Genomic DNA, 19151 nt, shown 5'->3' with positions numbered 1-19151 from the left:
TAACCACATTCGCTAGTTGCACGTGGCGTTCGTTCCCATGCACCGCAGTCGTGCCGAAGTCGGACTAGTCGTTCGGCCGTCCTCGCCGCAGCCAAGCCGAACACAGAACATCGATCGAACGGACTCTTTCGATGTCAGAACAATCGAAGGCATACGACTTCATCATCGTGGGTGCGGCGGCTACATCGGTGGCAACGGCGGCAGCAGCACCGGTGGCAACGCCCATGCGGGCGGCCAAGGCGGCTCGGGAACCGGCGGCGCCGGCGGCGCGGGCACCGCCCAGCCCGGTGCAGGAGGCATCGGAACGGGCGGCTCACCCAACGGAACCGGAACCAATGGCGCACCTGGCGCGTGATCCGAACCGATAGCGGCCGCCCGCTACGACACTGGAGTGTCCGCCGAGTCGCTCACGCGGGAACGAAGGTGAACCGGGTCTCGCCCACCGGGCCATCGTTACCGCAGGGATTGGGGCCGCTGAGCGTATACAGCCCGTTGGTGCCGTCGAGGTCGAACGTGGAGCGGGCCACCACGTCGACCGCACGCCCGTCGGGACAGAACGCGCCACCGGGAACGAACTGGTCGAGCACGTACTGGTTGCCTTGGACGTGCGCCTGACCCTGGTCGGTGTTCGACGTGAGGTTGACGAGCGAGACGCAGCCGGGGCCGCAGTTCGTCACTCGCATCAGGCTGTCGGTGACGATCCCGTTGGCCATGACGCTGCGGTAGTGGTAGTCGCCTGGCCCGAGATCCGCGTGGGCGGATGCCGCCAGGCCGAGGCTGGCGAGGGCGCAACCCGTCGCAATGGAGCCGATGGTCATCTTCTTCATGGCGTCGAGTCAATACCGTCGACGCGCCTACCGATCCCAAGTTCGCACACCCCAACTCTCGACCAGGGTCTGGCCTTGCAGCCCCAGCGATGTGCGTCGATCATTGGGCCATGGCACATCGATCGGCGGAGCTGAGTTCGTTCTTGCGAGCGAGGCGTGAAGCGGTCACGCCCCAGGACGTCGGCCTCGTACCAGGCGCCGGTCGACGGGTTCAGGGACTACGTCGAGAAGAACTGGCACTCCTCGCCGGATTGAGCACCGACTACTACCGACGGCTCGAACAGGGTCGCGAGCAACGGCCGTCGCTGCAAGTGCTTCGTGCGCTCGCAGGCGCGCTGCGACTCGATGCGCACGCGACTGCCTACCTGATCTCGCTCGTCCATCCCCTCCCCCTGGCGATGCCGGCTCGCGCGACCACGGTCTCGGCGGGAGTCCGACTTCTCCTCGACTCCGGCCTGCGCGTACCGGCATTCGTCGTCGACCTCGGCCTCAACATCCTCGGGATCAACGCGGCCGGTCGTGCGATGTACAGCGGCTTCGGCGACACCGACAACCTTGCCCGCATGGTGTTCCTCGAGCCTGCCGCGAAGGATTTCTACCCCGACTGGCAGCACGTGGCCACCCAGGTCGTCGGCAACCTTCGATCAGGGCTGACCCGATTCCCGAATGACGACCGCGTCGCCGAGGTGGTCGACGAGATCTCCTCTCGCAGTGTAATTTTCGCCGGACTCTGGGCGACCCACGACGTACGTCCGCGCGCCAGCGAGGACAAGGTGTTCCATCATCCGCAAGTCGGCGAGCTACACCTCCACTTCGAGGCGCTCGAGGTGGCGGATGCGCCCGACCAGCGGCTCTTCGTCTACTGTGCGCTCGAGAACGGGTCCTCCCCCGATGCCGTCGCTCTACTGGAATCGCTGGCGCCGGTGACCGTGTCGGCGTAGTCGCACGCCGGATGGCGGCACACGGCGTTCACCGCCACCGCGTGCCGCCGTGGTCGATCAACCGGCAGCCGAGCTGAGTTCATCGATCTGTTCCGGTGTCAACCGAACGTCGGCGGCCGCCATGTTCTCTTCGAGATGCGTGCGTTGCGACGTGCCCGGGATCGGAAGCATCACCGGGGAGAGGTGCAACAGCCAGGCGATCGCCACCTGGCCCACGGTGCACTGGTGCGCCCGGGCGACGTCGACGAGCGCCTGGTGCGCCGCGTCGAGACCACCCTGCGCCACCGGCGCCCACGGAATGAACGCGAGCCCGTCGCGCTCGCACACCTCCAACACGTCGACGGCGCTCCGGTCGATGACGTTGAACCGGCTTTGGACACTCACGATGTCGGCGATCTGCCGTGCCTCGTCGAGCTGAGCCACCGTGCATTGCGACATGCCGATCTCGCGGATCTTGCCCTCGTCCTGAAGGGCCTTGAGTTCACCGATCTGTTCTGCCAACGGCACTTTGGGATCCACCCGGTGCAACTGCAGGAGGTCGATCTGATCGACCCCCAAGCGGCGCATGCTCATCAGTACCTGCTGCCGCAGGTATTCGGGTCTACCGACCGGTGGCCACGCCGCCGGTCCCAGGCGTGTCGGTCCGGAGTCGGTGTCGATGACGTCGGGCCCGTTACGGGTCAAGCCCGCCTTCGTCGCGATGACGACGTCATCGGGGTACGGATGCAGCGCCTCGCGCAGAATCTCTTCGGCGACATGCGGGCCGTAGGAGTCGGCGGTGTCGATGAACTGCACGCCGAGATCGACCGCCCGACGTGCGACGGCGATGCATTCGTCCCGGTCCTGGGGCTCCCCCCAGATCCCGCGGCCGGTGAATCTCATCGAGCCGAAACCCAGACGCGACACCGTCTTTCCAGCGATGGTGATCGTCTGCGGATTCACGTTTCCCATTGCCATTACCTCCACTTCAGTCCGTTCTCAATGTGTGTGGCGGCGTCGTGCTGCCGGGCCGACCAGCGCCACCGCGACCACGTTAGGTGCCATCCGGCGACCCTTCGGGGGCGCGATACACCCCCCCCAGTGAGCCGGCGGCGTCACCTGGTCGGCAGCGCTATCCCGTCAGGCCCCGAGCGGCAGCGTCGAACTCACGGAACATCCTGGTGAAGTACGCAGGCTGCTCCTCGGCCACCCAGTGGCCGCAGTCCGGGACGAGCTGCTCGGTCACCGACTCGGCGACCTCTTCGCACATCGCCCGGAAGTGCTTCGCGAGTGGCCCGGAGGCACCTCCGGACGCCAACACCGGGACGGTGAGCTTGCCGTCTCGTTGCAGGGCGGCACGATTGTCGACGGCGTCGCGGTCGAGTTCCCGATAGACCTCACACATCGCGCGCATGGCTCCTGGGGCTTCGAACGCGCGGGCGTACACGTCGAGGTCGTCATGGGAGATCGCATCCGGCTGGTAGGTCAGGTCGTCGAAGAACCGGTTGACGTACCACCGTTCGCGTCCGTGCACGAGGTACACCGCGATGTCCGGGTTGGCATGAAAGGAGAACTGCCACGCCGACTTCTGAGCAACGCGCCACTCGTAGTAGGCAGTGCCCGGCAGCGGTGCCTCCATGAAGGCAACGCTCGCGACGTCATCGCGGTACCGCAGCGCGTAACTCAGGGCGAGTGTCGATCCGAGGTCGTGGCCGACGAGCGAGACGGGGTCCGTCACGTTCAGGGTGTTGCGCACCAAGGTGTGGATGTCACCGGCCATGGTCCACTTGTCGTACCCGTCACGGGGTTTGTCCGACGCGCCAGCGCCCCGATAGTCGGGCATGACCACCCGGTAGCCGGCGGCGGCAAGCGGCATCATGACCTTGCGCCACTCGTATCGCGTTTGCGGGGCGCCGTGGAGGAGCACGACCGTCCTGCTGGGCTCGGGTGGAGTGACGACCGTGTAGCCGATTCGAACCGTCTCATCCGGGTCGACCCAGGCACGACCGTGCTGGACGTCGACATTGCGCGCTGTGGTCATGTGCTGTCGCCTTTCCGTGGGCAAGCCCATCGGCGACCAGTGTCGTCCCGACGTCCCGGCCGAAGGGGGGCACGTGTCGGCCCCCCCGCACGCCCGAATGACGGCTAGGGCCAACCACCGATCCGACGGCGCCACCGTGACATGACGCGGAGCGACCCGGTTTCGGTCAGAGCTGCCGGACGTCCGTCGTCGCGCTCAGCGGAAGAACGGCTCGACCTCGCCATTGAGCTTGACGACCATCGGATTCCCCCGGCGATCCTTCGCGGTGGGGACTTCGACACGCACCCAACCCTCGGTCACGTCGTACTCGTGAACATTGGTCTTCTCGACACCGTTGAAGAGGATGCCCACACCGCGTACGAGCGCCTCTTCGCTGTAGAAGGCACTGCGCGGATCGATGGAGAGGTGATTCGGTGGGACGTCTGTCGTCTGCTCGTCGGACATGTCGGCCTTTGGTGAGTGCTGCGTTGAATGCTCGGATCGTTGACCAAGAATCTACGCGACCCTGCCTGGGCCGATCCGAACGAGTGAAGCCGCGCGGTGAACGTCAGAGTCCGGAGGGAACGATCTTGCCGTTGACCGTCACCTCGACCTGGTCCGTCTTCGGGTCGTACTCGACCTTGCCGTGATCGAAGGTGGTGACGAGGAGATCCCCTACGGGGTTCTCGTCGCTGGTCGGCGCGCCCAGCGGGCCCACCGAGCCGTTCTCGCCAGTGACCGCAGGCAAGCCCTCCGGGTCGCGCTGGACGTTCCAGGCCTCCCGGATCCTGCCCCAGGTGATGTACCCCGGAGTGCTCGCGTCGGCGTTCTTCGCCGTGATCACGCCGCCTTGGAACTGCTGGAAAACCACGCCACTCTCCCGCGCTCCCGCATTGCGGTCGCCGGTCAACGGCTTCCCGAGAGCCTGCCGCTGACTCTCGGTCGCCGAGGCGTACTTGGCCGCGATCGCACCGGTCAGCGTCACCTCGACGTCCCGCTCCCCGATGAGCTTCACTTCGGTGGGCGGAGCTTGCGTCTCGGAGGTGCCGATCAGTCCGACGTGCGGCGACGCCGAGGGGTCGACGTTCTCACCGTTGCTGCAGCCCACGGTGATCAACGTGACGGCCAGGCCGACGGCTGCGGTCGTGCGGTATGCGCTCGTCCTCATGGACTCACTCTCGCGCCCTCCGTCGGTGCGGGTCAAATTGTGGCTGCACCACTCGCCGCCGTGTCCTGCGTGGCCCACGACGCCAGGAGGGCCAGCGCGTGCGCGGTCGGCCCGCCCGGGCTCGCGGTGTAGAGGTTCAGCTGCAGGCCGGGCTCGGTGGGCAGATCCAGGGACTCGAAGTTCAGGTCGAGCGGGCCCACCACTGGATGGTTCACGCGTTTGCTCCCGTGTCCGTGCACGCAAACGTCTCGCGATGCCCACTGCTGCCGGAATGACGGACTCCGCGTGGACAACTCGCGCACCAGGGCGACGAGTTCCGCGTCCTGCGGATTGCGACCCGCCTCCATGCGCAACATCGCCGCCACGTTGCGTGCCGCATGCTCGTAGTCGACGAAGAAGTCCTGTGCTTCCGCGGGATGCAGGTACACGAACCGCGCCGTGTTGGCGGGCCGTCGTGCCTCGGCCAGCACCGGTGAATACAGCGCGCGACCGAGGTGGTTCATGGCGAGCAGGTCGTGGCGACCGTTGCGGATCACCGCCGGCGCACCGGTGATGGCGTCGAGCATGTCCTGTAGGCCGGCACGCACCGTCGTGGAGGGTGTGTCGTGCCGTCGGCCGAGGGGCGCGCCGGACTGGCGTGCGAGATGTAGGAGGTGATCGCGCTCCGCGTCGTCGAGCTGCAGGGCTGTGGCGAGCGCGTCGAGTATGCCGTCTGACGTACCGGCGAGGTTGCCGCGCTCGATGCGCACGTAGTACTCGACCGATACGCCCGCGAGCAGCGCCACCTCTTCTCGGCGGAGGCCCTGAACGCGGCGTCGGCCACCGTAGTTGGGCAGGCCGGCCCGTTCGGGCGTGATGCGGGCGCGACGCGACCTCAAGAACTCGCGGATTTCGGTGCGCAGATCGAGCGTGGCGTCCATCCACTCCACCGTAGGCCCGCTCCGTTGGTGGAGGGAGGTACCGCCAATACCCCGAACGCGACGTCCGGCGGACCGGTCACCGACACGTCGGGACGAGTCACGCGGTCGTGGCGATCCCTCCGTCGACGGGGATGACGGTGCCGGTCAGGTAGGCGCCGGCGCGGCTGGCGAGGAAGACCGCGACGCCCGCCATGTCGTCGTCGCGGCCGATCCGTCGCAGGGGGGCCGACGCCGCGATGACGTCGCCGAACTGGTCGAGGGTGTCTGCCATCATCGCCGACGGGAATGGCCCCGGCGCCACTGCGTTCACCGTGATGCGCTGCGGACCCAGCTCTTTGGCGAGCACCCTGGTGAGCTGATGTAGTGCCGCCTTGCTGCTCGAGTACGAGTAGTTGGGCCGCTGCGGGATGTGTATGGCGGCGATGCTGCCGATGTTGATGATCCGCGCGGGGGCGTCGGCGGTCCCGGCGGTGCGAAGTGCCGGCAGCAGCGCCTGTACCAGCCAGAACGGCGACTTCAGATTGAGGTCGAGCACCGTGTCCCACGCTTCGTCCGGGAACGTCTCCAACGGCTCGTCCCACATCGCGCCCGCGTTGTTCACGAGGATGTCGAGGCTCGCGGAATCGGCCGTGACGAGATGCGCGAGGCGCTCACATTCGTCGTGCCGGGACAGGTCGGCCGGGATGGCCCAGACGTCGCCATACGCGGACAGCCGTTCCCGTGCTCGCGCGCACGCTTCGGCATCGCGCGAGCTGATGACGACACGGGCGCCCGCCTGGAGGAGTCCGCGCGCGATCATCATCCCGATGCCCCTGGTGCCGCCGGTGACGAGCGCATTCCTGCCGGTCAAATCGAAAAGCTCTGCCTGCGTTGCACATTGGTCGTTCATCACGTGCTGCCTTCCTCGATGGGCGGACGGAACGCAGCGAGCTCCGCTGCCATCCCCCGTTCGGTCCTCTTCCTCGAACACGAAGTTAGGCGGCACTTCGGGAGCCATGGAGAGTCCCGCAGTAGGGGTACTGCCAGACTCCCCCTCGTCCGGCAGGCGTCGTGACGAGGCCCCGGGCGCCGTCGTGGACAGTCGGCGTCAGGAGAGCTTGGGATTCAGGTACACGTAGATGGCCGAGATTCGCCCGTCCTCGGTGATGATGACGTCGAGTCCGGTGTAATCGGGCGCCTCGCCCCTCGGTCCAGAACCCCAGGCCAAGATCCCTCCGTTGTGGAGGACCTGCGGATCTCCGTGCGGCGTATAGACGAAATCGGGATGGGTCAGGCGCAGGTCTCCGGCGAATCGGTCGATGGCGCCTCGACCCTCGAACACGCCGTCGGGCACGTACAGGACGCAATCCTCCGTGTACATCTCGTCCAGTGCTGCTTTCCGACGTCGACCGTCGTTCTCGCCGAACACTTCCTGAAGGTTTCGGCTCAGCAACTCGGCAATCGGACCGGACGTCGAAGTTCCCGTCGACGAAGTGGTGTCTGCCGGCTCGGTCAATAGGTGACGTGTCACGTATCAATCGTGCGGCCGTGGCCGAACTCTGTCAACCGATACGTCCGCGCCACGACGTTCGACGACGAAGTCAGCGCTTCGTGTGCGATCGTCGGATGCCGCACCGACGCCATGGAGGAAGATGCACCCCGCCGCCGAGTTCGACGCCGCCGAGTTCGACGCCGCCGAGTTCGATTACGTCATCGTGGGAGCAGGCAGTGCGGGCTGCCTGCTCGCCAACCGGCTCAGCGCCAACCCCGATCACCGGGTGCTCCTGGTCGAGGCCGGCGGCAAGGACGACTGGTTCTGGATCAAGGTGCCGGTGGGCTACCTTTACACGATCGCGAACCCGCGCACCGATTGGTGCTTCGCCACCGAGGCCGATCCGGGACTGGCGGGCCGCAGCATCCACTACGCGCGCGGCCGGGTCATCGGCGGCAGCTCGTCGATCAACGCGATGATCCACATGCGCGGGCAGGCGTCGGACTACGAACTGTGGGCCCGGGCCACAGGTGACGATCGCTGGCTGTGGGGTGGAACGGACCAGCCCGGCGAGACCCTGACGATCTACAAGGAACTCGAGGACTACTTCGGCGGCGCCGACGACTGGCACGGTGCGGGCGGTGAGATCGCCGTCGACCGGCCGCGCGTGCGGTGGAAGATCTTGGATGCCTGGCAGGCCGCCGCTGCCGAGGCGGGTATCGATCCGATCGACGAGTTCAACCGCGGAAGCAACGACGGCAGTGCGTACTTCCACGTCAACCAGCGGCGTGGGCGTCGCTGGTCGATGGCCGATTCCTTCCTGCACCCCGTCGCGCGACGACCCAATCTCACCGTCTACACGCACGCCCAGGCTCTGCACCTGCTGATGGACGATCAGGTGCGCGACGGTCAGCGGCGTGGCGCCTGGACCACGGCTCGGCACCGCGCCACCGGTGTGCGGCTGCGCAAGGACGGCCAGATCGTCGACGTCCTGGCCCGCCGGGAGGTGATCCTGAGCGCCGGGGCGATCGGGTCTCCCCAGCTGATGCAGGCCTCTGGTCTGGGACCGGCGGGGCTGCTCACCCAGCATCAGGTGCCGGTGGCCGTCGACCTGCCAGGGGTGGGTGAGAACCTCCAGGACCACTTGCAGTTGCGAACGGTCTACCGGGTGACCGGCGCCCGGACCGTCAACACGCTGTACCGGAACCTGATCACGCGTGCCGGCATGGGATTGCAGTACCTCCTGTTCCGCTCGGGACCCCTCACGATGCCGCCGTCCACGCTGGGGGCGTTCGCCAGGAGCGATGCCGCCTTGCCCAGTCCCGACCTGGAGTGGCACGTGCAGCCGTTGTCGTTGGCCAAGTTCGGCGAACCCCTGCATTCCTTCGGCGCGATAACGCCGTCGGTGTGCAATCTGCGCCCCACCTCGCGTGGTCACGTGCGGATCGCGAGTGCGGATCCGCTGACCTCGCCGAAGATCTCCTGCAACTATCTGTCGACCGACGCCGACCGTCGAATTGCGGTGCGGGGGCTGAGGATGACCCGGCAGATCATGGCAGCGCAACCCCTGGCCCGCTACTCTCCGGAAGAGGTGCTTCCCGGCCCACGACTGACGAGCGACGAGGACCTGGAGCAGGCGGCCAGCGAGTTGGGGACGACCATCTTCCATCCGGTGGGTACCTGCGCGATGGGAGCGTTCGACACCGGCGGACGGCCGCGGTCGGCAGCCACGGTGCTCGACACCGATTGCCGCGTGTACCGCGTCGCGGGCCTGCGCGTGGTCGATGCGTCGGCGATGCCCACCATCACGTCGGGTAACACCAATGCGCCCGTCATGCTGATCGCGGAACGCGCAGCGCGGGCAATCCTGGAATGAGTGCCCGCGTCGCCGATCCGGAATAAACCCGTACCCGGTTGAACTTGGCTCAAGGGTCGTCACTCCCCCGACTCAGGAGCATCCATGACCCGTCCCGTCCGCGTCGCCGTGCAGATCCAGCCGGGCGGCACGCCCGACTACCGCACCTGGCGCGATGCCGTGGTGGCCGCCGACGACCTCGGCGCCGACGTGATCTTCGGCTACGACCACTTCCACTACCCGGCGATGAAGGGCATCGTCGACGGAAAGCCGGTCATGTTCGACGAGCAACCCGACGTCGCCAACTTCGAGGGGTGGACCGCGCTCGCGTCGTGGGGCGAGATCACCTCGCACGCCGAGATCGGCCTCCTCGTCACCGGCGTCGGCTATCGCAACGCCGACCTGCTCGCCGACATGGCGCGCACCGTCGACCACATCAGCGGCGGACGGCTCATTCTCGGCCTCGGCGCGGGATGGTACGAAAAGGACTACACCACCTACGGTTACGACTTCGGCACCTTCGGCTCGCGCTTCGACCTGTTCGACGAGAGTCTGGTCCGCATCGAGAACCGGCTCGCCGCTCTGATCCCGCCGCCCGTGCGCAAGCTCCCGATTCTCATCGGCGGCACCGGTCCCAAGCGCTCGCTGCCCGCCGTTGCCCGGCACGCCGACATCTGGCACGCGTTCACCGACCTCGACGCCTTCCGCAGGTCCAGTGCCCGCGTTGACGAGTTGGCAGCGACTTTCGGCCGCAACGGATCTGACATCGAGCGGTCGACGCTGTGGGAGAACGCCGACAGCGCCGACGCCTTCCGAGGGGCAGGAGTGACGTTGTTCCAGACCGAACTCACCGCCGCCAACGGTTACGACCTCTCAAGCCTCAAGGACGTCATCGCCTGGCGGGACAACGGGTAGCGACCCGCCAGGCGCTACTCCTCGTTCGTCGTCCATCCACGGAACGTGTCGACGAGGCGCGCCCGGAACCGCTCGTCGAGCTGATCGGATTGGACCCGCCCCAGGGTGCCGATCGTCGACCGGAACTGTTCGACGTAGCTCACGCAGCCGTCGCACTCCAGCAGATGCTCGTTGAACCTGGCGGCCACGTCGGGGTCTAGCGCGCCGTCGAGGTAGTCGGTCACCAATTCGACGAGTTGCTCGCAGGCGATGTCGTCCTCGTTCACGAGGTGGTCCCCAGGTAGTCTTCGAGTTCCTGACGAACCACGGCTCTGCCGCGATGCAGCAGCACGCGCTGATTGGCCGCGCTGATGTCCAACATTCGACATACCTCCTCGGAACTGAACCCCTGTACATCACGCAAGGTGACCACCACTCGCTGGCGCTCCGGCAACCGCTGCAGCCCCGCCGCGGCAACCCGTCTGAGTTCACCGCTGAGCAGTGACCCCTCGGGTGTGTCCGGGAACGGGGCGGGCGGTTGCCTCCAGTGACCGGGATAGGACTCCCCCGCGTCGCGAAAACGATCGGGATCAACGGTGCCGCCCGTCGCGACGCGTAGGGCCGTGTCGCCGTGGCGCCGTTCGGCCATGCCGTGCTTCTTGGCGACGTTGATCAAGATGGTGAAGATCCACGTTCGCAGCGACGCTCGGCCCTCGAACCGGTCGATTCCCTTGAAGATCGCGATCCATGTTTCCTGAACGACGTCTTCGGCCTGTTCGCGGCTGGACACGTATCCGTGCGCCACTCGGAGCATCGACGACCCGTACAGGTCGAGTAGCTTGCTGAAGGCCTCGGGGTCGCCGTTGCGCAGTTGGTCGGCCAGCAGTGCGGTGTCCGCCGGTTCCAACATGTCGGGTCTCTCCCCTCGGTGGTGCGCGACAACGCTGCCCGGCCGCCGGCCGGTGACGCCGCAGTGCCGCTGGACGGCACAGTAGTCGGACGGTCGTACCCGAGCACGAGAACTCAGACGTAGGTGAGTGTCGAGATGGGCAGCATCCGTTACATCGGAGGCTCAACACGCCCCCAGTGAACCGGAGGTCGACCGGTCGACTCCGTCGTGTAACGCCACGCCTCTTCGGCGACACTCCCGTCTCGATACGGTTCATCCATCGATTGAGGAACGGCAATGTCATTGCAAAGTAGTGCAACTCGTCTGTACGGCTCACCCATCGTCGCCCGGGTCGCCCCTGCAGGGGACCTCGCGGTGCGGTATTCCCTGGTGCTCGTCGTCGCCTGGATCGGCGCTCTGAAGTTCACCTCGTACGAAGCCAATGCCATCCAGCCGCTCGTCGCGAGCAGCCCGCTCATGGGTTGGGTGTATGACGTCTTCTCGGTCACGGCCTTCTCGGCCCTGCTCGGTGTCGTCGAACTGGCGGTCGCCGGGTTGATCGCCGCGAAGCCCTGGGCGCCGAGAGTGTCCATCGTGGGCAGTGTGATGGGCATCGGGATGTTCGTCACGACGCTCAGCTTCATGGCCACCACTCCCGGTGTGATGGCACCCGAGGCCGGTGGCTTCCCGGTGTTGTCTCTGGTCGGCAGCTTCTTGGTCAAGGACGTCGTCCTTCTTGCCGTGGCGCTGTGGACGCTGGGCGATGCCGTGCGGACGCTGCGGTCGGACAGAGGCTGACATGACACGAGTTTCCGAGTTCGACGTAGTCGTCATCGGCGGTGGCCCCGGCGGAGCATCGGCGGCGGAATACCTGATCGCCGAGGGGCTCGAGGTGGCGCTGGTGGAGGAACGCCTCATCGGCGGCGAATGCCACTACTGGGCGTGCAATCCGACGAAGGCGCTACTGCGCCCGGTCGAGGTGCTGGCCTTGGCGAAGGCCGTTCCCGGTGTCCGGGAGGCGGTCGGGCGGGGTCGACTCGACGTCGCCGCGGTGTTCGCCAAACGGGATGCCATCGTCGACCATCTCCGCGACGAGGGCGTCACCGCCGAGCTGCAACGGAGTGGTCTGACGGTGATCCACGCCCATGGCCGGCTCGTCGGCGCCCGCGAGGTCACCGTCACCCACCCCGACGGTCGCGAGGAAACCGTCCGAGCGCGGCAGGCGGTCGTGCTGGCCACCGGCACCCGACCCTCGATTCCCGACGTACCAGGACTTGCCGAGGCGCGTCCCTGGACCAACCGCGACCTCGCGACGATGACGCGGGTGCCACCACGAACCTTGATCGTCGGCGGCGGCGTCGTCGGCGTCGAATTCGCCACCATTCTGGCCGGCCTGGGATCGAGGGTCACGCTGCTCGCGCGCGGCGGTTCCCTACTGCGCAACTCCGAGACCGTCGCGGGCGAGATGGTCGCGGAGTCGCTGCGGCGCAACGGGGTTGACCTTCGATTCCACGCTCGGCTGGCTGAGGCGACCCGCGCGAGCGCGGGCGGTGCAGTCAGCGCCACCATCGACGACGAGATCGTCGAGTTCGACGAAGTCGTCGTGGCCGCGGGACGCATCGTCAACACCGACTCGCTCGGCTTGGAGACCGTGGGGCTGAAGGGTGGCGAGTTCGTGGCCGTCGACGACCACTTGCACGCACTCGGGGTCGACGGCACGTGGCTGTACGCGATCGGCGACACCACCGGACGCGCGCTTCTGTCCCACCTGTCGCAGTATCACGCCGTCGTGGTCTCCGACGTGATCGCCGCCCGCGCACGGGGCCGCCGGCTGGGCGCCGCGGAACTCATCGCCCGCGATCCGCACAACCTGCCTCAGGTCGTGTACACCGACCCCCAGGTCGTCGAAGTGGGACGAACCGAAGGTCGAGCTCGCGCCGACGGGTTCTCGGTCGAGACGACGACCGCGCGTTACCCGGACGCCGTACCCGACCTCGCCATCTTCCGCGACGGCTTCGACGCCTGGGCGAAACTCGTCATCGACGCCTACACTGACACGCTGCTGGGTGCCACCTTCGTCGGACCCGAGTTCGCCGAAATCGCCCAGGCGGCAACGCTCGCCGTCGTCGCCAAGGTGCCGATCGAGACACTCCGTCACGTGGTCGCGCCGCACCCGTCGATCAACCAGATATGGAACCCGCTCCTTGCCCGACGCAGGGGATCCTCGGGTGGTCCGACGAGCGGGGAATGAGCCGATGTCGGGCCTGACGCCGCGTGAAACACGTGGCATCATCCTTGCGGATATTGGCATTCGCGCCACTGGAGTCCGAGGTTTGCGCGGGAGAGACTGGAGAGGTCCCGCCCGGCGCGTCGCGCACTCAGAGCACGATGAGGATCACCGACATGACTGACTCCATGAAAGCCGTTGTACTCACCCGATTCGGAGGCCCAGATGCCTTCGAGGTGCGCGACGTCCCCGTACCGCAGGTCGATCCCCGCCAGGTGCGGGTGCGCGTCCATGCCACCGCCATCAACCCGCTCGACTACCAGATCCGTCGCGGCGACTACGCGGATCTCGTGCCGCTGCCGGCGATCATCGGACACGACATCTCCGGCGTGATCGAGGAGGTGGGATCCAACGTGACCGAGTTCCGCGTCGGCGACGAGGTGTACTACACGCCCCAGATCTTCGGCGGCCCCGGCTCCTACGCCGAGCAACACGTCGCCGACGTAGAACTCGTCGGAAGGAAGCCGGAGAACATCAGCCACCTCGAGGCGGCGAGCCTGACCCTCGTCGGCGGCACGGTCTGGGAGTCCCTGGTGACGCGAGCCCAGCTCAGCGTGGAGGAGTCGATCCTCATTCATGGCGGCGCAGGCGGTGTCGGCACGATCGCGATTCAGATCGCAAAGGCCATCGGCGCTCGCGTGATCACCACCGCCAAAGCTGCCGATCACGACTTCGTGCGTTCCCTCGGAGCGGACGAAGCGATCGACTTCACCTCGGCGGACTACGTCGACGGCGTGACCGAGATGACGCACGGCAAGGGCGTCGACGTCGTCTTCGACACGATCGGTGGCGACGCGCTCACGCGAAGTCCGCTGACGCTGGCCGACTTCGGACGCGTCGTCAGCATCGTCGACATCGCGCAACCGCAGAACCTGATCGAGGCGTGGGGCAAGAACGCCGCCTACCACTTCGTCTTCACGCGGCAGAACCGGGGAAAGCTCGACGCGCTCACCACGCTGGTCGAGCGCGGTCTGGTGAAGCCCGTCATCGGCGCGACCCTTCCCCTCGCCAGGACGGGTGAGGCCCACGAGATCCTGGAGGACAGGCGGTCGTACGTGCTTCACGGCAAGGTCGCGATCGACGTGGCCGGCGACACCGTGGCGCTCCCGCGTCGCGTCGCGTAGTCGATCAACCCCGCCCGGAGAAGGTGGCGCGGTACTCCGTGGGCGAGACGTCCAGGAGACGGCGGAAGTGCAGGCGGAGGTTCGATCCGGTCCCCAGGCCGACCTGCTCGGCGATGCGGTCGACCGACAGTCTCGTGCTCTCCAGGAGTTCGCGGGCAGTATCGACCCGTGCCCGCAGGATCCACTGCAGCGGAGTGCTCCCGGTCTCTTCGCCGAAGCGGCGCAGGAACGTTCGGGGCGACATCCGCGCGTGTGCGGCGAGTTCGGCGATCGTGAGCTGGTGATCGAGCCGCGTCATGGCCCATTCGCGTGTGGCGCTGAGGCTGTCGCCATGGGCTGCCGAACTGGTCTTCGGCAGGTACTGCGCCTGACCCCCGGTTCGATAGGGCGCGGTGACGAGTCCGCGTGCGATCTCACCGGCCGCGCTGATGCCGAGGTCGCACCGGACGATGTGCAGGCACAGGTCGAGACCGGCGGCGGCGCCCGCCGAGGTGAGGACCGACCCCTCGTCGACGAAGAGCACGTTGGGTTCGACCGTGACCTTCGGATACCGCGCCGCGAATCTCTCCGCCGCATCCCAGTGGGTCGTCGCGCGCAGGCCGTCGAGCAGACCGGCCTCTGCGAGCGCGAACGCGCCGTAGCAGATCGACGCGATGCGTACCCCGCGCGACGCGGCGCTCCGGAGCGCTTCGCCCACCTGGTCCGGGATGGGTCGACCTGCCGGGGCGTACCCCGGGACGACGATCGTGTCTGCGTCGGCCAGTGCGTCCAGGCCTCGCGGCACCGCGTAGCCGAAGTTCCCGTGGGACGGCACCGTTCCGGCGGTGACGCCGCAGGCCGACACCTCGTAACCGAATCCCGTCTCCGGATGGAACACCTCAGAGGGGATTCCCACGTCCAGCGGGAGCGCTCCGTCGAGGACGAGGACCACCACCCGATGCGATCGCTGCACCGCCGCACTCCGATCCGGTCGACGCGTATCGACCGCGTCACCATCCTCGCACGTGCATGCATTCCCACCAGTCGCGATGATTCCCTGCCGTGCGGGTCACGCCGAGTGCGTCAGTCCTTCGGCCGGCTCGCGGTGAACGACACCGTCACGTCGTCGGCGACCTTCAGCGCCCCCAGCATCAACGAGTACGGCGTGACGCCGAACGTGGACTGACGGACGACGGATTCACACGTGATGCGCCAGCTGTCGCCGAGATCGGTCACCTGGACCTCGATCGTGCGTGGGTGGGTGGTGCCGTGGATGGTGAGCGATCCCTCGAGGCGGTATCCGCCGTCCCCGGTCGCCGCGATGTCGTCGCTGCGGTAGTCGATCGTGGGATGCCGCTTCGCGTCCAGCGACTTCAGGGCATTCGATCGCACGATGGCCTTCTCCGGACCCGACAGCGACTTAACGCCCCCGTCGCCGCGCAGGACGGACAGCGAGGCGGTCTGGATCGTCACCTGCACCGCCGTGGGACGTCCGTCGACCCAGGACAGTTCGGCCATCCAGTCCGTCATCTCGATCGTCAAGTCGTGGCCCAGTCGCGCCGCCGGGCCCGCGGACTCGGTGCCTACCAGCATCTCGCCCATCGACGGATCGAGCGTCCACGCCGAGGGGTCCATGCCCCGACTGTACGGATACGACCGATTTCTCCGGTTCGGCCCGGCTCGGACGGGGCACTCCCTCACCGACCCACACGTCGACGGGACCAGCCCGCCGGGAACATCAGGGAGCACTGCACATGACGATGCCGAGTGACGCCGCGGACGCGGTCGAGTCCAAGGGAACCAACGAAGGCCCCCGCGACCACGACGGTGTGGACACCGAGCATGCGGCGTACGTCGACGACGACAACGTGCCTCATCCCGGTGACGCCAACGAGGCCGGCTGACTCTCGCTCCATCAGCACACCCGGGTAATCGGGTGACGAGCGTCGGCGCTCATGCCAAGGTGGCCCCATGACCACCTTCGTCGTCGACGCGCCTCTGGCGGTGGACCTCGCGACACGCGGCGTCGCCATCCCGCCGACGCATGACTTGGCGGCGCCCACGCTGTTGCGGTCGCAGGTACTGTCGCTCGTCTACGCGTCGGTGCGCCGTGGTGACATTGACGAGCCGACCGGGCGCCGGACACTCGACGACGTCCGCGGTTTGCGGATCCGTCTGCTCGGTGACCGGTCTCTGCAGGCCCGGGCGTGGCGGATCGCCGCCGAGCTGGACTGGCCGGACACCTATCGGGCCGAGTACATCGCGCTCGTGCAACTGCAGGCGGACGCACTGGCCACCGCGGATGACGAGTTGGCCGCCGCCGCGCGCAGTTTCGTCGACGTCGTCGATCCCGCTGCGGTCCTGCGGCCCTAGCGCTTACCGCTAGCACTACCCGCCCAAGTGCCGCCAGCGTCATTGTCGCCACTCCCCCGTCCCGAGATGCTGGATCGGTCGGACCACCCGGGAGCGCACCGCTCCGGCCCGACTCCGCATCTCTCGAACAGGAGTCATCAATGAGCACCGTTGTCCGCGACGACCTTGTCCTCTCGCACGCCGCCGTCACCGCCGACGTCGAGACCTCGTTCCACGACGTCGACATCGCGCAGTGGCTGAAGACGCTGCCCACGCACGAATACCAGCGCTGTGCGCCGGGTGACCACAAGGCCGCGGGGTACACGGTCGACGACGACGGCACGCCGATGTCCATCAACGTCGAGATGATCGGTTCGGGACTGGTGATCCAGCAGTACCGCTTCGACATCGCGGAGGCGCATTACTGCCGAATGGTGTCCATCTCCGACGTGATGACGCCCCGGGGATGGACGACGACGCAGGTCATCTGGGAACTCTGCATGGAGCAGCTCGACGGGGACTGGTGCCGCTACACCAACACGGTGACCTCCCATCCCACCGAGGACTTCCTGACGTTCATCGCCGAGCAGGGGCAGACCTTCGCCGAGGCGGCAGCAGCCCGGCAGGAGGCGTCCGGACGGCACTGCGAGGTCGAGACGCCGCTCTACGCGCAGAGCATCGCGCGATGGGCCGCCGTCCACTCCACGATCAACGCGTAACTCCCGAAGACCTCCGAGGAGAAGTCCCGTGACATCCGCAATCGTCTTCGACCATCCTGGAGCGCCCGACGTACTCCACTGGAAGGCAGTGGAACCCGTGCACCCGCGTCCGCACGAGGTGGTCATCGCGGTGGCAGCCGCGGGTGTGAACAACGCCGATCTACTCCAACGTCGCGGCCACTACCCCGTACCGGAGTGGGCGCCGGCCATCCTGGGACTGGAGTGCTCCGGGACCGTCACCTCGGTCGGAGCCGACGTCACCGCGTGGGCTCCCGGTGATCAGGTGTGCGCACTGCTCGACGGCGGCGGGTACGCCGATCAGGTGGCGGTTCCCGAGACCCAGGTCATGCGGATACCCGCCGGCCTCTCGATGATCGAGGCGGCGGCCATCCCCGAAGTCGCGGCCACCGTCTACTCGAACCTCGCCATGATCGGGGGGCTGACCAAGGGTCACACGGTGCTGATCCACGGCGCCGGAGGCGGTATCGGGACCTTCGCCATCCAGTGGGCATCGGCCATCGGGGCGCACGTGATCACCACCGCGGGCAGCGATGAGAAGACCCGCGCGGGAATGGATCTGGGCGCTCAGACGGCGATCAACTACCGCACCGAGGACTTCGTCGCCGAGACGCTGCGGGCGACCGACGGTCGCGGTGTTGATGCCATCCTGGACGTCGTCGGCTCCGACTATCTCGCACGCAACGTGGAGTGCCTCGCGGCGGACGGCGTGCTCATCGTCATCGGCGGCAGCACCGACCCGGTGCTGCTCGATCTCGGGCTGTTGATGTCCAAGCGCGCGAGCGTCACGGCGACGATGCTCCGGGCACGTCCGATCGAGCAGAAGGCCGACATCATCGCGGGCGTCGTGCGCGACGTCCTGCCCCTGTTCGACGATGGCTCGCTTCGCGTCGTGGTCGACACGGTGGTCCCCATGGCGGAGGCGGGACGCGCGCACGAACTGGTGGAGTCCAAGCGCACCGTGGGCAAGGTCATCCTGGACAACGAAGGGTCGCGCTCGCTGCAGTCGAAGCCGGCCTGACGCAGGCCGCGGGCTCGTGAACAGTAATTGACCGAACGGTCCATATCGGTTGGTATCCTCGATGTCATGGCCCGGCCACGCACGTTCGACGAAGCTGCCGTCGTCTCCGCTGCCCAGACGACGTTCTGGTCCCGTGGGTATGCCGCAACGTCGGTGGACGAACTCAGCGCGGCGACCGGGCTCGGAAAGGGTTCTCTCTACGGGGCATTCGGTGACAAACACGGTCTGTATCTGGTAGCCCTGGCCGGTTACTGCACCGACATGGTCACCACGTTCCGCGCGGAATTGGCCGACACCGACGCGACAGGTTATGAACGCTTGGTCCGCCACATCCGTTCGCAGGCAGAACTCTTCGCCGACGATCTCGGGCGAAGGGGATGCATGATGGCCAAGGGTGCCGCGGAGTTGGCCGGGACCGACGAGCAGGTGGCCGGGATCGTCGGACGATCGATGGATGACTGGCGAGGCGCGCTCGTCGACTGCATCGCCGCGGCGCGCGACGACGGGACGGTCGACTCGGCCACCGATCCGGAAGCGCTGGCAACGGCCGTGCTCGCGTTCGTGCGCGGGCTGGAGGCGCTGGACAAGGGTGGGGTCGCTCCTGCTCGGATCAGGGCCGCCGCAGAGTCGTTCGTCGGCATGCTGCCGCGCGCCCGGTGACGACGGATGCGCCGACCCGCGGTCGCG

Annotated in this window: 23 protein-coding genes; 11 read left to right on the top strand and 12 right to left on the bottom strand. The window is 67.2% G+C overall.

The annotated features are described in order from the left end of the window. Window positions 1-407: 407 nt before the first annotated feature. The gene (locus tag AC1MEY_RS10575) at window positions 408-827 is read right to left on the bottom strand and encodes a hypothetical protein (RefSeq protein ID WP_480230590.1); all 420 of its coding nucleotides are present in this window, start codon (window positions 825-827) and stop codon (window positions 408-410) included. 89 nt (window positions 828-916) lie between these two features. Between AC1MEY_RS10575 and AC1MEY_RS10570 the strand changes: the two genes are divergently transcribed. Beyond that, window positions 917-1768, top strand: coding sequence for a helix-turn-helix domain-containing protein (locus AC1MEY_RS10570; RefSeq protein ID WP_480230589.1), 852 nt, complete (start codon window positions 917-919; stop codon window positions 1766-1768). Between the two features lie 57 nt (window positions 1769-1825). Here the strand turns inward: AC1MEY_RS10570 and AC1MEY_RS10565 are convergent, their stop codons facing one another. The 7 genes from AC1MEY_RS10565 to AC1MEY_RS10535 form a co-directional block, all read right to left on the bottom strand. Further along, window positions 1826-2650, bottom strand: coding sequence for an aldo/keto reductase (locus tag AC1MEY_RS10565; protein WP_480231410.1), 825 nt, complete (start codon window positions 2648-2650; stop codon window positions 1826-1828). A gap of 229 nt (window positions 2651-2879) precedes the next feature. Continuing rightward, window positions 2880-3788: an alpha/beta fold hydrolase gene (locus AC1MEY_RS10560; RefSeq protein ID WP_480230588.1), complete on the bottom strand. Its 909-nt coding sequence runs from the start codon at window positions 3786-3788 to the stop codon at window positions 2880-2882. 195 nt (window positions 3789-3983) lie between these two features. Continuing rightward, on the bottom strand, window positions 3984-4232 hold the full coding sequence (locus AC1MEY_RS10555) for a DUF3297 family protein (RefSeq protein ID WP_480230587.1): 249 nt from the start codon (window positions 4230-4232) through the stop codon (window positions 3984-3986). Window positions 4233-4335: 103 nt separating this feature from the next. Next, window positions 4336-4935 (bottom strand): LGFP repeat-containing protein, encoded by a 600-nt coding sequence (locus tag AC1MEY_RS10550; protein WP_480230586.1) that lies wholly within the window; start codon window positions 4933-4935, stop codon window positions 4336-4338. Window positions 4936-4967: 32 nt separating this feature from the next. Beyond that, window positions 4968-5855: a helix-turn-helix domain-containing protein gene (locus tag AC1MEY_RS10545; protein ID WP_480230585.1), complete on the bottom strand. Its 888-nt coding sequence runs from the start codon at window positions 5853-5855 to the stop codon at window positions 4968-4970. Window positions 5856-5952: 97 nt separating this feature from the next. Continuing rightward, entirely contained in the window at window positions 5953-6744 is a 792-nt protein-coding gene (locus AC1MEY_RS10540) for an SDR family oxidoreductase (protein WP_480231409.1), read from the bottom strand. Window positions 6745-6942: 198 nt separating this feature from the next. Then, window positions 6943-7365, bottom strand: coding sequence for a nuclear transport factor 2 family protein (locus AC1MEY_RS10535; protein ID WP_480230584.1), 423 nt, complete (start codon window positions 7363-7365; stop codon window positions 6943-6945). 121 nt (window positions 7366-7486) lie between these two features. Between AC1MEY_RS10535 and AC1MEY_RS10530 the strand changes: the two genes are divergently transcribed. Together AC1MEY_RS10530 and AC1MEY_RS10525 are read left to right on the top strand one after the other, a co-directional pair. Beyond that, a complete protein-coding gene (locus tag AC1MEY_RS10530; RefSeq protein WP_480230583.1) occupies window positions 7487-9202 on the top strand; it encodes a GMC family oxidoreductase in 1716 nt (571 codons plus the stop codon). 84 nt (window positions 9203-9286) lie between these two features. Then, on the top strand, window positions 9287-10096 hold the full coding sequence (locus tag AC1MEY_RS10525) for an LLM class F420-dependent oxidoreductase (protein ID WP_480230582.1): 810 nt from the start codon (window positions 9287-9289) through the stop codon (window positions 10094-10096). Between the two features lie 14 nt (window positions 10097-10110). Here AC1MEY_RS10525 and AC1MEY_RS10520 read toward each other — a convergent pair whose 3' ends face one another. Both AC1MEY_RS10520 and AC1MEY_RS10515 read right to left on the bottom strand, forming a co-directional pair. After that, window positions 10111-10362 carry an anti-sigma factor family protein gene (locus tag AC1MEY_RS10520; RefSeq protein ID WP_480230581.1) on the bottom strand — a complete coding sequence of 84 codons (252 nt, stop codon included), beginning with the start codon at window positions 10360-10362 and terminating at the stop codon, window positions 10111-10113. Next, complete coding sequence (locus tag AC1MEY_RS10515) at window positions 10359-10985, bottom strand: RNA polymerase sigma factor (protein WP_480230580.1); 627 nt, start codon at window positions 10983-10985, stop codon at window positions 10359-10361. Before AC1MEY_RS10515 ends, AC1MEY_RS10520 begins: the two co-directional genes overlap by 4 nt. Window positions 10986-11261: 276 nt before the next feature. On the opposite strand from AC1MEY_RS10515, the gene AC1MEY_RS10510 reads away from it, so the two are divergent. From AC1MEY_RS10510 to AC1MEY_RS10500, 3 genes are all read left to right on the top strand, one after another. Further along, complete coding sequence (locus AC1MEY_RS10510; protein ID WP_480230579.1) at window positions 11262-11762, top strand: YkgB family protein; 501 nt, start codon at window positions 11262-11264, stop codon at window positions 11760-11762. Window position 11763: 1 nt separating this feature from the next. Beyond that, a complete protein-coding gene (locus AC1MEY_RS10505) occupies window positions 11764-13215 on the top strand; it encodes a dihydrolipoyl dehydrogenase family protein (RefSeq protein WP_480230578.1) in 1452 nt (483 codons plus the stop codon). Window positions 13216-13367: 152 nt separating this feature from the next. Continuing rightward, window positions 13368-14375, top strand: coding sequence for a zinc-dependent alcohol dehydrogenase family protein (locus AC1MEY_RS10500; RefSeq protein WP_480230577.1), 1008 nt, complete (start codon window positions 13368-13370; stop codon window positions 14373-14375). A gap of 4 nt (window positions 14376-14379) precedes the next feature. On the opposite strand, the gene AC1MEY_RS10495 is transcribed toward AC1MEY_RS10500, so the two are convergent. After that, window positions 14380-15327, bottom strand: coding sequence for a GlxA family transcriptional regulator (locus AC1MEY_RS10495; RefSeq protein ID WP_480230576.1), 948 nt, complete (start codon window positions 15325-15327; stop codon window positions 14380-14382). A gap of 110 nt (window positions 15328-15437) precedes the next feature. Further along, a complete protein-coding gene (locus tag AC1MEY_RS10490; RefSeq protein WP_480230575.1) occupies window positions 15438-15989 on the bottom strand; it encodes a YceI family protein in 552 nt (183 codons plus the stop codon). 119 nt (window positions 15990-16108) lie between these two features. On the opposite strand from AC1MEY_RS10490, the gene AC1MEY_RS10485 reads away from it, so the two are divergent. From AC1MEY_RS10485 to AC1MEY_RS10465, 5 genes are all read left to right on the top strand, one after another. Beyond that, window positions 16109-16258, top strand: coding sequence for a hypothetical protein (locus AC1MEY_RS10485; RefSeq protein WP_480230574.1), 150 nt, complete (start codon window positions 16109-16111; stop codon window positions 16256-16258). A 67-nt stretch (window positions 16259-16325) separates the two neighbouring features. Continuing rightward, window positions 16326-16727, top strand: a complete 402-nt coding sequence (locus tag AC1MEY_RS10480) for a type II toxin-antitoxin system VapC family toxin (protein WP_480230573.1) — start codon at window positions 16326-16328, stop codon at window positions 16725-16727. A gap of 140 nt (window positions 16728-16867) precedes the next feature. Next, window positions 16868-17425, top strand: a complete 558-nt coding sequence (locus tag AC1MEY_RS10475; protein WP_480230572.1) for a hypothetical protein — start codon at window positions 16868-16870, stop codon at window positions 17423-17425. A 28-nt stretch (window positions 17426-17453) separates the two neighbouring features. Further along, window positions 17454-18464 carry an NAD(P)H-quinone oxidoreductase gene (locus AC1MEY_RS10470; RefSeq protein WP_480230571.1) on the top strand — a complete coding sequence of 337 codons (1011 nt, stop codon included), beginning with the start codon at window positions 17454-17456 and terminating at the stop codon, window positions 18462-18464. Window positions 18465-18530: 66 nt separating this feature from the next. Then, window positions 18531-19124: a TetR/AcrR family transcriptional regulator gene (locus AC1MEY_RS10465; RefSeq protein WP_480230570.1), complete on the top strand. Its 594-nt coding sequence runs from the start codon at window positions 18531-18533 to the stop codon at window positions 19122-19124. Window positions 19125-19151 lie beyond the last annotated feature (27 nt).

It is taken from the genome of Mycobacterium sp. PTI7 (assembly GCF_056679845.1).
The sequence above is the reverse complement of the archived record's forward strand: the minus strand, read 5'-3'. Positions and strand labels throughout refer to the sequence as shown.